Annotated in this window: 21 protein-coding genes; 1 reads left to right on the forward strand and 20 read right to left on the reverse strand. The window is 26.9% G+C overall.

The genetic code is table 11. The features are described from left to right. Nucleotides 1-232 precede the first annotated feature (232 nt). Complete coding sequence (locus I0K12_RS08995) at nt 233-586, forward strand: hypothetical protein (protein WP_196887271.1); 354 nt, start codon at nt 233-235, stop codon at nt 584-586. A gap of 2 nt (nt 587-588) precedes the next feature. On the opposite strand, the gene I0K12_RS09000 is transcribed toward I0K12_RS08995, so the two are convergent. The 20 genes from I0K12_RS09000 to I0K12_RS09095 all read right to left on the reverse strand — a co-directional run bounded on the left by I0K12_RS09000 (nt 589) and on the right by I0K12_RS09095 (nt 15948). Further along, nucleotides 589-1074 carry a hypothetical protein gene (locus tag I0K12_RS09000; protein ID WP_196887273.1) on the reverse strand — a complete coding sequence of 162 codons (486 nt, stop codon included), beginning with the start codon at nt 1072-1074 and terminating at the stop codon, nt 589-591. A gap of 4 nt (nt 1075-1078) precedes the next feature. Continuing rightward, nucleotides 1079-1666 (reverse strand): hypothetical protein, encoded by a 588-nt coding sequence (locus I0K12_RS09005; protein ID WP_196887275.1) that lies wholly within the window; start codon nt 1664-1666, stop codon nt 1079-1081. A gap of 236 nt (nt 1667-1902) precedes the next feature. Beyond that, on the reverse strand, nt 1903-2352 hold the full coding sequence (locus I0K12_RS09010) for a hypothetical protein (RefSeq protein WP_196887277.1): 450 nt from the start codon (nt 2350-2352) through the stop codon (nt 1903-1905). A gap of 273 nt (nt 2353-2625) precedes the next feature. Further along, nucleotides 2626-3327, reverse strand: coding sequence for a hypothetical protein (locus I0K12_RS09015; RefSeq protein ID WP_196887278.1), 702 nt, complete (start codon nt 3325-3327; stop codon nt 2626-2628). Between the two features lie 397 nt (nt 3328-3724). Beyond that, nucleotides 3725-4102, reverse strand: coding sequence for a hypothetical protein (locus tag I0K12_RS09020; RefSeq protein ID WP_196887280.1), 378 nt, complete (start codon nt 4100-4102; stop codon nt 3725-3727). A 197-nt stretch (nt 4103-4299) separates the two neighbouring features. After that, nucleotides 4300-5517 (reverse strand): SulP family inorganic anion transporter, encoded by a 1218-nt coding sequence (locus I0K12_RS09025; protein WP_196887281.1) that lies wholly within the window; start codon nt 5515-5517, stop codon nt 4300-4302. Between the two features lie 325 nt (nt 5518-5842). Further along, entirely contained in the window at nt 5843-6025 is a 183-nt protein-coding gene (locus I0K12_RS09030; protein WP_196887282.1) for a hypothetical protein, read from the reverse strand. 91 nt (nt 6026-6116) lie between these two features. Then, on the reverse strand, nt 6117-6755 hold the full coding sequence (locus I0K12_RS09035; RefSeq protein ID WP_196887283.1) for a suppressor of fused domain protein: 639 nt from the start codon (nt 6753-6755) through the stop codon (nt 6117-6119). Between the two features lie 125 nt (nt 6756-6880). Continuing rightward, nucleotides 6881-7378, reverse strand: a complete 498-nt coding sequence (locus I0K12_RS09040; protein WP_196887284.1) for a hypothetical protein — start codon at nt 7376-7378, stop codon at nt 6881-6883. 67 nt (nt 7379-7445) lie between these two features. Next, the gene (locus tag I0K12_RS09045; RefSeq protein ID WP_196887285.1) at nt 7446-7973 is read right to left on the reverse strand and encodes a hypothetical protein; all 528 of its coding nucleotides are present in this window, start codon (nt 7971-7973) and stop codon (nt 7446-7448) included. A 71-nt stretch (nt 7974-8044) separates the two neighbouring features. Next, nucleotides 8045-8416 carry a hypothetical protein gene (locus I0K12_RS09050; protein WP_196887287.1) on the reverse strand — a complete coding sequence of 124 codons (372 nt, stop codon included), beginning with the start codon at nt 8414-8416 and terminating at the stop codon, nt 8045-8047. A 312-nt stretch (nt 8417-8728) separates the two neighbouring features. Next, nucleotides 8729-9484: a hypothetical protein gene (locus tag I0K12_RS09055; RefSeq protein WP_196887289.1), complete on the reverse strand. Its 756-nt coding sequence runs from the start codon at nt 9482-9484 to the stop codon at nt 8729-8731. Between the two features lie 195 nt (nt 9485-9679). Continuing rightward, entirely contained in the window at nt 9680-10468 is a 789-nt protein-coding gene (locus tag I0K12_RS09060; RefSeq protein WP_196887290.1) for a hypothetical protein, read from the reverse strand. Nucleotides 10469-10516: 48 nt separating this feature from the next. Further along, complete coding sequence (locus I0K12_RS09065) at nt 10517-11194, reverse strand: hypothetical protein (RefSeq protein ID WP_196887291.1); 678 nt, start codon at nt 11192-11194, stop codon at nt 10517-10519. Nucleotides 11195-11557: 363 nt separating this feature from the next. Beyond that, the gene (locus tag I0K12_RS09070; RefSeq protein ID WP_196887292.1) at nt 11558-11974 is read right to left on the reverse strand and encodes a hypothetical protein; all 417 of its coding nucleotides are present in this window, start codon (nt 11972-11974) and stop codon (nt 11558-11560) included. A gap of 107 nt (nt 11975-12081) precedes the next feature. Further along, nucleotides 12082-13278 (reverse strand): hypothetical protein, encoded by a 1197-nt coding sequence (locus tag I0K12_RS09075; RefSeq protein ID WP_196887293.1) that lies wholly within the window; start codon nt 13276-13278, stop codon nt 12082-12084. Then, nucleotides 13265-13876, reverse strand: a complete 612-nt coding sequence (locus I0K12_RS09080) for a hypothetical protein (protein WP_196887294.1) — start codon at nt 13874-13876, stop codon at nt 13265-13267. Before I0K12_RS09080 ends, I0K12_RS09075 begins: the two co-directional genes overlap by 14 nt. A gap of 304 nt (nt 13877-14180) precedes the next feature. Next, nucleotides 14181-14600 carry a hypothetical protein gene (locus I0K12_RS09085; RefSeq protein WP_196887295.1) on the reverse strand — a complete coding sequence of 140 codons (420 nt, stop codon included), beginning with the start codon at nt 14598-14600 and terminating at the stop codon, nt 14181-14183. Between the two features lie 366 nt (nt 14601-14966). After that, nucleotides 14967-15362, reverse strand: a complete 396-nt coding sequence (locus tag I0K12_RS09090) for a hypothetical protein (RefSeq protein ID WP_196887296.1) — start codon at nt 15360-15362, stop codon at nt 14967-14969. 229 nt (nt 15363-15591) lie between these two features. Further along, entirely contained in the window at nt 15592-15948 is a 357-nt protein-coding gene (locus tag I0K12_RS09095; RefSeq protein ID WP_196887297.1) for a hypothetical protein, read from the reverse strand. Between the last annotated feature and the right edge of the window lie 145 nt (nt 15949-16093).

Below are 16093 nucleotides of genomic sequence, written 5' to 3' on the forward strand. Positions count from 1 at the left end.
TGCAATTCTTCATAGTATCTTTTAATTTCGTTTTTTTGAGTGATTTCATGATGTATTTTGATTTTTGGCGAAACAAAAATATCATTTTTTTGGAATCACTCTTTTTTTATGAAAAAGCCGTGATATTGTTTATTATTTTCTATATTTAACTTGTTTAAAACAAAGGTTTGCTTTTTGATTTATCCATAAATTAATACTCCTAAAATATTTAGGAAAGATAAAACTGCTTTATATGAAAAAAGAACTTATAAGAGATATTTTAGAGTCTCTATATTTAATAATATTTACTATTTGGTTACTAAATTTTCAAGATGAAACTAAACATAATTATTTATTAACGATTTTTATTGCTTCTGGAATTTTGTATAGCTTTTTTAAAGTTTTTAAAATAAATTCAATAAATCTTAAAAATTTTTATAAAAAAGAATTACTTGGGAATTTAATATTACTTTATTTGGTTTTTTTCAAGATAGATCCTGAAAAGATAGGATTGGTCAATAAAATTTTGACAATAGTTTTTGCTTTGATTTTGATGATAATTATGAATTCAAAATTTTCAGAAAATAAGTCGGATGTTAAAAAATAAAACTAATTAATCAACTGAGTTCTCATAACATTTGTTTTAAACCTAAAAATGATTTTTTGGAACTTTGGAAGGTCTACGAGATATTCTCGATATTTTATTTTAGTAGAGATAATGATAAAATCATTTTTAATTAAAATCTTTAGCTTTGGTAGTTTTTGGAAATATTTAAACTCCGGCATTTTCATAATATTTCTAGCAATTTGCTCATTACCACTAATCGTGAAATTATCTTTTTCAAAAATTCTTTTTAGCAATGATTTTTTCTCTATTTTACAAGAATTAAACCGAAAAGGAAATAGAAGTTCAGCTTTAATTTTTTCTATAGCACTATGCCTAGAACTAGAATAACTATGGGAAAGTGATCTATGAAATTTTATATTTTTATTCTCATAAAAAATGGTTTCTAAAACTTCTCGACCAATGATGTAACCTTTTTCTTTCTCTTGATAGATTCCATCAGATATTTTAGCAAAACTTTCCCATTCCATATTTTTAAATTTTTCTAATTATTTTTTCAAAATCTTTTCTTTTCGTATTAAAAATGTTAACCATAAAAGCATCTTGTGGAGTTGTAATATAATAATAAGTTGTGAATAAATCTCCATCTTCAAAATGTGTTACCGAACTTCTTTTAGCATATTTATGATCTTCTTCACTAAACAATTTTTGATCTAAAATTTCTGATTTAATTCCATGTTGCTCAAAAAGAACTTTATCCTCTTCATCAAATGTATTGAATAATGCTTTTGCATAATATTTATTCATTTTTGTACCATACGGACTATCTACAATCCAAATACTATTATTTTCATTTTTTTCGTCAATATAAACAGCAAAGTCTTTTGAAAAAGATTGAATATTTATTATTTGTTGTAAAAAAGGATCTTCTTCAGGAGAGATGTTATTTTTTTTAGATTCTGTAATATAAGAAGCTACATCCATTTCGAAATAACCTTCTGGAAGATGTATATCATTTCCAATATAAGGAAGAGTTGTTAATTGTGAAGGTACAGTTTTTTCTTTCTTTTCAGAGCAACTTAAAATTGTAATAGCAATAAGTAAGTAGAATATTTTTTTCATGTTTAATATTTATTTTTTGCGAATATACTCTTTTCTATTTTTAATAATTAATACTTGTTTTTTAGAATTAATTTTTCGTAATAATCAAATTCCCTTTTTGAAAAGGGTAGGGGTGTGTTTTAAAAATAAAAAAGCATATCAAAATATTATTTTCAATATGCTTGGATAAATGTAGTATAAAATTTAAGATAGTTTTTTACTTGATTAATATCAAAATTCTTTGTTAGTGAATTTTTTTATTCAAAAAATCCTAAACTTCCAATAAAACTCATAATTAAAACAGTTGTCAAAATAATCCAAAACATAATTTTTATATTATTTTTTCTATTTTTTCGTTTTATGTTCTCAAGATCAACTTCATTTTCTTTTTTATAAATCAATAATTTTTTATACGAATTAATAAATGTTTCCCATATTTTTTTTTCATTTTTGGTAACAATTTGATATGTAGTATTGATTTTGAAATCAGCAATTATTCTATTTTTCGTATATCTAATTTCAATATTGCTTTTCCAATTTAGTGGTTTAAAAGTATAATTATTTTGAAAGAAACTTCCTTTTTCAAATTTTAAATAATCTACTTTTTCTTCAACTAATGTAAATTTATGTTTTTGAAAAAAAAATACTGTATAATCTCTATTTAGTTCTCTTTCATTATTAACTTTAAAATCAATCAAATATTCCATTTATTTTTTTCTTTAATGTACTCCAACAGTAGAGTTCGTGCAAACTTAACAATTTTCGATAAAACTAAGTTTTTAACATAAATAAATCAAATATAAGAGTGTGTTAATTATAGAAATATATAAAATAAACAAGATTATTTGAAAAACTAAACATCTTAAGAAAGCTGAAAACAATTAAAACATATAGATTATTAAGTTCCCTTCTCGAGAGAGGTAAGGGTTGAGTTTCGAATTACATAAAACAATCATATAAGATTTTAATCGTGAGAATTTTTATTGTTTTAAAGTGATTTTTTCAGCAATAGCCTTGTATTCATTTATATATTTAGAATTCTCAGTATAGTCTGAACTAATGAATTGTATAATTCCATTTGGTGTTTGTTTGATGTATTGAAACATTTTTGATTTTAAACCCTGTTTTGTTCCCACCATTTCAACTTTGATTATTTTATTTTCTCCTTCATTAAATTCTTTTTCAGAGATTATGTCAATTTTCAGTCTCTTTTCCACAAATTCATTATTTTGATATTTATAAATCAGGTTGTCACTATGTTTTTTTATATCAAAATCATCTGTATATGGTAATGTTCCAATTAGGAAACTATTTTTAAATAAATCATCAACTTTTAATTTCTCACCATTTAAAGTATAAGTTCCAAAAATTCCGTTTACCGTACTTAATTTAAACTCTGAATTATCTAAATTAACTTCATAGAATAAGTTATCATTTATATTAGGTTTAAGGTTTTTATCATAATACGAACTTAAAATCAAATCAGTTATTTCTTTTCTATCCTCTTCATTATTTGGGAAAACTCCTATTACCAAAACAGAAAAAGAATTATCTCCAAATGCAAGAATAACTTGCTCAGAAGTATATCCTTGAGGTGCTAAAGCAAAAAAAGCATCGTAATCTCCAAGTTTAAATTCTTTCTTTATTTTTAATTCCCCTCCTTGACTTTCGAGTTGATTCATTTTACTAATAACGTCAGGTATAGAAGTAAAGTAATTCTGATCAGGTATTTCTATGAACTGAAAATAATTGTTTGAATTTTTTTGAAATCTTTTAAGTTCATCAATATAAGTGTAATTTTCAGATTTGTTAATTAAAATTCGAGTCCCCTTGATATTAATTTTATTATTCAAGTTAGTTGTCTCAACTTTATTAGGTAGATTAAAAGATTGTGTGTTAGTATTACAGCTATATAAAATAACTGATAAAAAAAAGATAAGTATATATTTTATTAATCTTGGATTGCTAAATTTCATGTTTTATTATTTTATAAAATGGTTTATGTCAGTTTCGATTTCTTTATTATTTCTATGGTAAAAAGTGAGTTTTACATTTTGTTACCATTATTTTTATTTTCTCTCAAATTATGTTTATCTCTTCGTTTTGAGTCAATTTTTTTTCAATTATTTTATATAGCTCATTAATTCGTTTTTTGGAAGGAATCTTTCTAAACCATTTTCTAACAAACTCTTTTTTTGGTTCAATTGAGATCAAATATTTATTTAATTCTCCATCAATATTTCCAGTCAAAATAAATATTTCAAATTCAAATTGATCTATTCTCAATTCAAAGGAATAATCAGTAGGGTATAGGTCTTTAATTATTATATTTTCTTTTTCAAGTTCAGATTTTAAAAATTCAGCTAATCTTTTTCCAAATCTTCCAGAGTTAAGCAATTCTTCTTCTCCTTTATATGAAGGAAATAAATTTGATTCAATTAATATATCTGCTTTCATACCTTTTTTTAATTAAGCTAACTTGAGCCTGTGAACAAACCCCATAATTTTCGCTAAAACTAACCTTTTAACATAAATAAATCAAATCTGAGAGTGTTTTAATTTTAAAGTAAGAATGAGTCCAAAAAGAATAACGAAATGGCAAACAATCACAAGAAATAGTTTCATTATGAAATCGCCATATACCACCAATTTGATTAGCTAATAATTTTCATATTCTTTTTAGTTTTCCATCTGGAGATTAAATAAAATACCAAAGCGTAAAACATGGCAAGGACAAAACCGATTGTGTAATCACTAATTACTATAATTAAGCCGATAGCCAAAGTGAAAAAATAATCTAACCAGTGTAGTTCCTTAAGTAACAGCCATGATTTGATTATTAAAAGAATTCCAATGTAAATAAGAACACCTGCGAAAACAAAAATAGGAACATTAAAATTTGGAATACCAACAATTGCAATAATCATTAAGGTAAAAATGATAGGTAATTTACTAATCCATCGTTCCCCTCCAAACGCTCTTATTGAAAAGGAATCAATTAATGAAATATTGGTTGGCATGACGCCGAATATTCCACTAATTAAGTTACCGAATCCCACAGTTCTAAATGATTTTTTTATGGTTTCTTTATTATCTTTAGAATCATGGTTTAGTATTGAAAAGTCTGCCCAAAAACTCATCAACATAACAACAGTTACAGTAATTCCATTTTGTAGAGATGAATATAAAATTTCAGGTGAAAAAGTCCAGTTGAGTTGGAATGGCTCATTGAAAAGTAACATTTCGCTATGGAATGGAGTTGTTTCATAACCCAATAAATAACCTAAACAAAGAGAAACAAACGTAGCTAGAAACAAAGCAATAATACTTTTTTTAAATCGATGTCCTATCAAAGCAACTATAGGAATTGAGAGAGCTAGAGCTAGCTGAACCCAATTACGTACTGTACTCAATTCTAAAAATGACTTTTCTTCTCCATCAAAAGAAGAATTAGTTTGTAGTGAGGAATACGCAAAGGCATTAGGAAGTTGCTTAAGAATAACTATGATTCCAATACCAAAAGTGAGAATAGAGATCACACGATTTGGAACTAGTAAATAATTGACTGGAAGGTAAGATAGAATAATGAAAATAATGGCGGGAACTGCAAACATTATGAATGTTTGTAGATATCCACTTTCAATTCCGATTGAGTTTTGAAAAGTAATCATTAGTACCACTAGTCCTACACCGATGTTAAAAAAATCAGAAGAATTCCTATTAAAAAGTATTCCGAAGATATTTGTGATAAGTACAGAAACTAATAAAAAATGAGGATTTAATCCGCATGCTAGACTAACACCAATTGTCATCATCAATATAAAAGGTGTTGCAGCGATTCCTGAAAGGATAGATTTCATAATATCAGTCATAAAGTGTTGAATGGATTAATTGTGGTTAACGTATTTGGCTAAGGTGTGTGAATTGCATTTTACCTTTGGTTGTAGTTTATTTATCTTTTCAAAATTTTTTAATAGAAACTTACACTTTATTGTGTAGTGTTTTCAATTCTATAATTTCTTCTTTTCCTTCGAAATTAATATGTTTTATAATTAATATTTCAGAACTCAATTTTAAAATATCAAAACTAATTCCTATTCCATGCAAACTAGAATCGTAAATTATGATTTTTTGATTTTTAAATTCCCACCTTCCTAATATAAAAGTTTTAAATTTTTCTTCAGTTATCTCATTTCCCTATTTTCTGTTTTTAAATAGAATTAATTTACTATCATTCTTGAATTTATTAAATTGTGTTCTAACTTTAGTTGTTTGAATCCAATCATTTTTATTTAAAGTTTCTAAAGTATCAATTAATTTAGTTTGACTTCTAGCAGCAAAGCTAAATACAAGTGTTATTAATAATAATATTCTTTTCATTTTTTTTCTATGAATTTTTCATGATAATATTTAGTTTCGGATGTAGTTAATACGCCGAAATTACGGTTATACATTGTTACCAGTAGTTTTTTTATTTACAAACATTCTTCCTTCCAATTTCTACAATTTCTTCTATTTCAAATTTGTCAAAACGTTCAAGTAAAGCAGTTGCTCCATACTCTTTCTTAAATTCTAATTCTTCTTTGTATAGTGGAATTAATGTGTAAATGTCTACCACTTTTCCATTTTCTAATTCTATTTGAGTAAAATCATCAGACAATTCTATTGAGTAAGCCAACATTATAGAATTAAATCCAATTCCTTCTGCAAATTCCTCTTCTTCTTCGAGTCCGTAGGTGTGTCCATATCCAAACCAAGTTTTATTCTTGTGAGGTAACATCATTATTTCTTTCATAATTCTAATTGGCCAATAATTTTTTTCATCGTTGAAAGATTCGTATTCCAAATTCCAATCTTTTGGAAGTAAAATCATAGTTTCAACAAATTCTGATGATTCAATGCCTTCTGGAATTGCCATTGGCAAGGCACTCATTCCACAACTCAATAAAATATGATATGGTCTGTCGTCTGTAGCTTTTATAAAGTAAATATCTCTATGTATTGTTTTAGATTTTATTTCATCAAATACTTTGATGTCAGCATCTTTTTCAAAAAATAGGTCTAAATGATTATCAACTATTTCAACACTGTTTGGGACTTTTTTATTCATTTTTTTCTGGGTTTTTTGGGAATATGCGAAAGTTGAAATTAAAATTAGTAATATCGTTTTATAGTTGAATATTTTCATTTGATTTCGGTTCTTTAATATATTTTTACACAGTATTGTAGGTAGTTTTATTCTTTTTCAGGTAATTCAATATTAATTATTTCAGCTTCTCCAATCTTTCGAAGTCCTTCATGTATCCACCATTTTTGTCCAATATTTAAATACTGCTCAATTGGTTGGTGTGACAAGAATCTTGCAGTCACATTTTGGGTCGTTCCTGGTTCTATCAAATTATTTTCGCCAAATTGGAAGTCTCCTATAAAAGTATATTTGATAGTGCCATCTTCTTCGTATTCAAAGACATGATTTGGTCGGTATCCGTTTTCAATAGGAGTTTCCCGTCCTCCTTCTTCTTTTGAGAATAAAGTCAATCTACATTCTACATAATAAAGAGGAGGAGTTTCTTTTAAATCAAAGTCTGTGATACTCTTTTCCGTGTATTTGCCCCAAGCGAAATGGTCAAAGACTTTAGAGTATCCTTGGTCTAACCACTTTTTAAAAATCAACTTCCCATTAAAGTAGAGGTAGAATTCGTTATCGTCTTTTATTTCCTTCTTGATTATCATTTTAATTACTTATTATGGTTTGTTAAAGTTTCGCTTTCTGTGTTGTGTCTGCGGCAAGCTTTATGATTCATATTTTGTTGTAAAGCGTTATTTTATTTCCTATTTTATGTAAATACTCTTCGCTTAGAGGTTTACTGTTTACATAAATTTTCTGTAAATATGTCATTTCTTCTTTATAATCTCCATAACCTGTAGAATCAAATGCAAACTCAGTAAATCTATTTGGTAAAATATAAGGTTCTTCAGATCTTGGATGAATCAATACTTCATATCTCCATTTCTTATCGTTTAATATTTTTTTTACTTGTGGGATGCTTAAATCATCTTTTAGCCAATCAATGTCAAAATAATTTGATTTATAATCTTTATCAAAATGCCAAACACCAATTATTATATTAGAAAGCTTTCTGAAATCATTTTCCTCAAAATAAAACTCAATTGAATCAATATGGAAGAACGGATAATTATCTTGTTTTTGATTTTCAAATTCATTCCTCCATTCAGGAAATATTACAAGAATATCTTCTATTGAATCACCCCATTTGAAAGGACTAATATCACCTTTTTCAATTATTTTATTTAAAGAAATCTTCATTTTTCTGAAATGCTTTACAACGTTTCGTATAAAATGCCTTTTAATGCATTTTACATCTTGTAGTAATGTGTTTATTCTATTTTAATTATAATTTTTGCTCTATACTTATCGTCTATTAGTCTGTCCCAAAAGAATGACTTGACTTGATCCTTGCTTTCAAACAGTTCAGTCGATTTTTTAGTAACAACTTCTATTCTTTCAACCCTATTAACTAGTGTGTCTAATGAATTATGAATTTCCCATGTTCCAATTCCAAAATCAAAAACTCTTGTTTCGGCTGAGTCTAGATTTATTATTAAAGAATCTTTTGTTATGAAATTGTCGAACTTATAATATTCATTTCCAGTGAAAAAAAATTTTATAGTTGAAAAGTCTTTTGAACTATTCTCTATTTCGATGGTTTGGGCAGGATCGCAGGAAACAAGAGAAAATCCTATCATCATTATTATTAATTTGAGTTTCATATTCATCATACAAATAAAAATTTCTGTAAAATTTAAATTTTCATAGCAGCAGATGTCCAAATATATATGAATCTTAAATTTTTAACAAATAAAAGTTTAGGTATACAAGTTTTATAAGTATTTGAAAACAAAAAAGCATATCAAAATGAATTTTAATATGCTTGAATAAATATTGTATAAACAGTAATGCTGTTTTATTTGGTTTTTAACTCAGTTCTTTGTCAGTTGTACTTTTGCTTAGTTGATTTTTTATATAACTCAATCCATTCTTCACGAATTGGATGGTCTTCACTATAGCTCTTTATGTGGTGTTTTTTCTTTTAAAAATTTATCTAATTCTGCTAAGTTGGATATTAGAATTTGATAGCATCTTTGCATTATCGTTTTCTTATTTTGCTTAATCATTGCATCCAATTTTACGTATTGGGAACTCATTACAAATTTGTTCCGTTCTTCTAGAAATTTCTTGAAGCCATCATCTGAATATGGGTTTTTCTTATAATGTTCCTCGCTGATTTTTTCAAGTTCCCGAAGGGATTTAGCAAATTCATTGAGATCAAGTTGGTGCTCAATTATGTCTATGATAAGAGAGGTTGTATCTTGTTCAACGGAGGTGTTTTCATATTCGTAATAGCTGTACCATTGCCACACAACAAGAATGTCTTTTAAGCCTCCAGGTAAGCTATCAAATCCTTCTTTTTCTATCCAGTTAAAACTCTTATGCGATTCTGGTAACAAGTAGTGGACATAATTCCAAACCTTAGCTATAACTTCATACGGTTCGTTGGAAGATTCAAGAATCTTTTGAATGTCGGACTTACAATTTGAGAGAGCTTTTTCAATTTCAAAACTTGAAACCTCCAAAATGCGTCTTGCTTCTTGCTTCGAGATATTTATTTTTTGAACCAAGAGTTCTACTTGTTCTTCCTTCCATTCGTTTTCGGCCTCCAGAATGTTCGATCCCGTTTTCCCCAGTAGTCGGACTGCATCATTCATCGTGATGGGAATCCTTCTACGAATTTGCAAAATATCTTCTTTGTTCTTCATTTATTTAATGTCATATGGTGGTTAGTATAGGGCAAGTAGAGCAGCAGAAAGTAATAGATTTTCAAGTTTGCACTGAGTCAAAACGTTGTATTTTTATATTATTCATTTTAAAAGCCATATCAACGATTTGGCGGTATTTCAAATAACCACTGAACTTTCCTAACCTACCAAATGCTCTATTTGCTATATACCGTGTTAGCGATTGTATATTTTCATTTGATTTACTGCTTCATTGACAATGAAAACAATATCTTCGGGTGATTTAGATTTATCTGTTGCCACGAAAACCTTAAATGCAATATTGTCAACCACAAATAAAAAGCAATGTTGTTTCTGTGGAAGGTTCATCATTTGTATCATGTTTTCCATTTGTTTACTTTCTTTGAACACATGAAGTTCTTCTACATTATCTAAATTCATGTTGAACTCTACTTTCTGTCCATTTTCCGAGTTTTCTTTTAGTTTTCCTTTGTGATATTTGATTGCTTCTTCATTGGAATTGAAAACCCATCTTATATCTACAATTCTTTGAATATGTTCATTTGAGTCGGAGTTCCATACAATAAAATCCTTTTCAACTTGTTCTTGTTTTAAACCATGTTTATTAAAGAACTTTTTTGATATAAATAGTGTTGTTGGAACAGAGTCAATTGGAACTGGCAAATCATTCAGCTTTTGAACAATTTGAACTGTTCTCTCACAAGTTGCTAAATGATTGAAAACTTTCCTTTGTAAATCATTTAGTTTTTCATTGTTGTTTAAATAATCTTGAGTCAGTTCACCTTTATTTAAAAAGGTTACAAGTGATTTAGTAAAACAATCTCTGAGTTGACTTTCAATAATCGTATTTTCTTGATTTAGATTAATAGTATCTTGACATTGACAATTGAATTTGGCCATATTTATAACAGTGGAGTCAGATAGCTCTTGGCTGTAGGAATATTGAGTCGTTAAAATCAATATTAAAATAATTAGTTTTTTCATATTTATGTTATTTGCTAACGTTTTGGTTAAGCTACGTTTTAATGCAGTTTAGGTTTTGTTAGCAGTGTTATTTTCTTTAATTATTAAATTACCCCAACTAAGCAAATCACCTGTTAAATATTCCCACTTTAAAGATTCTCCAAATAAAGTTTCTGATTTAGTTACTGCTTCTTTATTAGTTTTGAATCTTTCACGCCAGTTAAATCCAATAGATTCATCATTTAGTTTGACGAAAATTGAAAATCCGAAATCGTGAGAGAATTGGACAATAAAAATTTCATCAGCATTTTCATATAAAGGTTCTGTTAATTGTCTAACAGGGTCAATACATCTTTTAATTTTACAATTTTCAGAATGATGAAATTTAATATTTGTTTGATTCAATTTTGATCGCTTAATTGATATTGGTTTAAGAGTTCTAAACTCTTTTAGTAATTCAAAGCATTTTTTCAAAGCAAGTTCTTCATCATTTTGATTCTCTTCTAGAATGATATTTTTCCATCCAGCTGTTGACTCGCCCCAACCATATTTATGCATTGCCCATTCGTGAAAGTACCAAAAAGGAGGAAAAACTTGTTCTTTTTCAATATTATGAACTGTTGCTGAAAATTGATACCCATCCAAAAAAATTCTCAGAGACGATATTCTAGCATCTCCAATATACAATTCTGGACGTCTTTCCACCAGATTAATTAGGTCATATATATTTTCTATTTCCTTTATCATTTATTGCTACTAACATAACTACAACAGGGATTCCTGTTATTTCTAATATATCTGTAACTATAAAATTTTAGTAAAATTTAAATTTTCATAGCAGCAGATGTCCAAATATATATGAATCTTAATTTTTTAACAAATAAAAGTTTATAAATGCAAGTTTTATAAGTAGTTAAAAAAAGCACATCAAAATAAATTTTAATATGCTTGAATAAATATTGTATAAATTGTAAGATAGTTTTTGTTCATTTAACCATCAAATTGAAAAATTGACAGTATTTATTAATTAGTACAAATTTTGGGTCTTGCACTTTAACCCTAATTATTTTTAAACCTTATTTGTATTAGTTTTTATAAAAATATTGAAAACTAGTTAAGAGAGCCAAATACGAGAAAATGTTCATTCTCATCCAACTTGTAATTCCAATCAGAATTATAAGTTTTTCCATTGCATAAATGCACACTAAATCCAGGTTCAAATGAAGCGTTCATTTTATAGATTTGACCTATTTGATAATTCGTTTTCGAACAAGTTGAGACAACATAAATTATTTCGCCAATATATTCTCCTTCTAATATTTTAACCAAACTTACTGAGCCAAAAGCCATGTTTCCGCACAATTCTGGTTTTGTCGAACAAGTATTAATAATCTCCACTTTTATAGGTTTAGCTTTCAGTTTATTGACTTTTTGAAATACTTCTTTCGATTTTGCTATAGATTGTTTCAGGCTGTCAACAGATTCATTATTCTGAGCATTTAGTTCATTACAAATTGTAAAAGACAAGATCAATGAAAAGATTATGTGTTTTATAGTATTCATTTGTTATATGTTCATATTTAAATTTTAGCAAAAAAAAACAACTGCTATTTTATATATTTTGTTTCAAAACGTTATTTAATTTCGTCAATAGTCCAATGTAAATTATCTCTAAAAAGAGGTAAAGATTGAGTGTTTAACATTTTTCCTTTTAATTGATACTTTTTGTTGTTTTTAATAAACTCAAGAACTAATAGACTATCCTTTTTTTTGTAATTAATTTTTGTCTTTTTTAAATTGTAATCTGTGATAACAAACTGATGTTTATCTTTAAATATTTGTAATTTGTAGTCAGTCATTTGGTCATTTAGATTTTGGAAAATAAAGTAGCCATTCTTATGAATAAAAAATCTTTTTATGTTATGGTTTTTTATTAAGATGTTATCCTCAAGTGTCTCTGTAACTAAATAGGCTCCAATAAAATTAGAGTATGAGTTATTAATACTAGTGTTTTTTTGAATATTAAGATATAATACTTCAAATAAAAATAAAAGTATAACAAATGATTTTAGAAAAGCGTATAGAAAATTGTTTTTTGAGAGTAAATATATCTTGCTATATGTGGTCTTGATTTCCTTGATGATTCTAATGAAAATGTGTTTATAGATAACTAATCCTAGAAATGACATAAATAACAAAAAGATAGAAAATACTTTAACGGAGATATCAAAACTAATATTGATAGCCACTATATTGGTAAATATGAATATTGCTAAAATAAAACCAAAAAACCTTGTCTTTTTAAAAAGTAAGAGAAAAGCTGTTGTAATTTGTGATAAACCTAAGAATAAATTGAATGTTGGAGAAATACCAATAGTTGACCAAAATAAAATATCCTTGTCTAAAAAACCAAAAGGAGTGTACAGTATATTTGATTCTGGACTATAAAACTGCCCCATAAAAACCTTATCAAAACCATATTTTAAGAGTATTAAGCTTAAATAATATGGTATGACAATATTCATAACCTGTAATAAATATTTTTTAAACTTTATATGATTACGGAAAATGAATTGAATAATTAGAGCTATTAGAACTAAAAGAAGAATTAGAATATATAGAGATGATGAATCCGAAACTATCTGCTCATATTTACTATTCTCGAAAATATATGGTTTTATGCTTGAAATTATTTTTCCAAAAACAAAATTGGTTATTTTTTCTTGATAAGAAAATAAATGAAAGGGAAAAGGAATGAATATAATTCCAAAAGCAGTAAATAAATAAAAAAAGGATTGGCTAAAATGCAATAAGAAATTAGATTTTTCCAAATGATTTCTTGTTAGAATTAATTTTATAATACGTAAAAGCAATTATAAGAGATATCATCAAAATTATTGACATACCAATAAGTTTAGGGCTAACAGGTGGTTTAGTTTTTTTATTTATAAGAAATGGGAAACTATTTTCCTTCTGCTTATTTTTATTTGTAATATTCGTAACAGATTCATAGCCTATAAATACAATACTATCTACTGGGTTTCTGAAAAAGTAATTTTTTTTAATTTCTTGTTTTATACTATCTAAAGCGTTTTTTTTAGAAAATAAAGGATGATTATAAAGTGTGTCTCTACCTGAATTCCATAGGTTAGTTGAATTAGTAATTTTATTTTTACAATAATTACTTGTAGTCATAATGACTATTGTATCCGAAACATATTGCAGTGTGTCTAATTTAGCATACTTAACTAATGGTGTTGGCGCTGCACCAAAATTGGATGAAGTTAAATCAAAAGTAGAGTTGGTCATAGCTTTATGAAAATTACTTGCTTTGCCACTATGACTTTTGTGAGCAATTAATTTAGTTTGCGAATGAATGATTTGGTTATTAAAGCAAAGAACCAATAATAGTATAAAAAATAATTTCATTTTCTGTCTTTAATGTTTTGTAACGTATGTCTGCGCACAAACACGCAATTTTCGTTAAAACTAGTCTTTTAACATAAATAAATCAAATATAAGAATGTTTTAATTTTGAAGATTTAAAGCTGCTATGAAATGCTTTGAAAAATATAATAACCTTAGATCATTAAGAATAAATATTATTTTCTCTTAAAAGTGAAATTTACATTTTGTTCTCGATCGTTTTCTTTTTTCGATTTAAAGTATTATTTATTCTCTTTATATATCAGTTTCACTCAGATGTCGATGGATAAAATCTTTTTAATAGAATTCAAATTCCAACTAGAGAAATTAAACTCCAAATAATTACTCCAATTCCATTTAAAATCAATAACTGTATTTCTATTTTCTTTCTTAAAAACCACATTGTCAAACCAAGTATAGCACCAATCAAACTCACATATATAAACTCTTTATCAAAAAATATAGGTAAAATTAATGGCAAAATAACTTGAAAAAAAATTCCAATTTTAATTCCTCTTTTTATATTAATGAGATTTCTTTTACGACTTAAGACACTAGTTATTGCAATGATTATAAAAGGTAAAAAAAACATTGCAGTCAAGAATGAGTAAAAAGGTGCCATTCTCCCCATATCAAATGTAGTTTTAGTAATAATAAGCTGAGTGATAATTATTCCAGTTATTAATATCCAACCTACAATTTTATTTATTTTTACAACATTTATCATACCTATTTAAAAACTTTTTCTATTATTTTCGGTTTCAGTTTTGTAAATCTTAAAATCAATTCTTTTTCAATTTAGAAAATTTCTTTCCGCAATATTTATAATTTTTTTCAATGAGAGAGAACGTGAATCTGCGCACAAACCCTGCAATTTTCGTTAAAACTAACCTTTTAACATAAATAAATCAAATTAAAGAGTGTTTTAATTTTTAAGAAAAAAATGGTTTGAAAAGTTATATCTAAATGCAAACTATTACAAGAAATAATTTCATGATCGAACCGCCGTATAGAAGACCCTTATGTACGGTGGTGGGAGAGGTGCAACGTGAACAATAAATTCATGCCCACTTACTCGATTATCAACTGACCTTTATTCTGTTTTTTTATAATTATCGAAATTTATTCCATTAGTTTTAAAGAAAACATTTTTAAATTCCGATTTGTTTTTTGTCACTAAACTATAATCAATTTCAATAAAGTCTCCGTGTGTTGCTGTAGCCATATCATATTCTTTGTTGTCCATAATCAAAGTCATATGTATCGCACCCAGTTTTACTGTAATATTTGGTTCGTAAGTCATTGAGGAAATCTGCTTTTTGAATTCAGTAAGTTGTTCAGGTGATAGTGTAAATTTTCCAGAATTATTACTCATCATTACCTTTTCAATTTTTTCCACATCTACAAAGTCTGCAAAAGTCATTTCTTTTTCACTTTTACAAGCAAATAATTGAATTATAAAAAATACTAATAGAAGTTTCGATTTCATTTTTTTAGTTTGTTGGTAACGTTCTGTGTATGGACAGTAGGGCAGATTCGAAGCACATCACTTTCGGTTTACCACTAAGCCTAAACAAACGTTTTTACTTTTAATTTTCTTTTTGTTAAACGTCAAAACTTTGTTTTGGCGTTGCCTGCTCAAAGAACAGGACTTTCAATTTATCTCTAAATGCCCTATTGGCTTATATACCTTGTTGGCAGTAGTTTTTTATTTCTTTTTAATCAAATCCATTTGCTGCAGTCATTGCAACAAAAAATAAAGAAATATGAATCAGTAATATTCCAAGCCCCACTATTTTCCATTTTTTATGTCTTACCGAATACATCGATAAACCGTAAATAGGAATTTGAAGCACAGCTATCCAAGCGGCTAAATCAGTTATTCTATCATTTATTCCTGCAATAATCATAGGAATTGGGAAAAATAATTTTCCGAAGAAATAAGTCCCATGTCCACCGCCCATGAAGAAGATTGATAAAATTAAAAGAGTAGGAGTCAAGATACTTGTCCATATCACTATTTTCTTTCCGCTTAGGTGGTTCAAATTTATTTCAGTTTTGGATTGCTCTGTCATTTTGAATTACTGTCAACATAACTATAACAGGAATTCCTGTTATTTCAATTATATCTGTAACTATAAAATTTCTGTAAATTTTAAATTTTCATAGCAGCAGATGTCCAAATATATATGAATCTGAAATTTTTAACAAATAAAATTT

The sequence above is a fragment of the Aureivirga sp. CE67 genome (assembly GCF_015767245.1).
Taxonomy (GTDB): Bacteria; Bacteroidota; Bacteroidia; order Flavobacteriales; family Flavobacteriaceae; genus Aureivirga.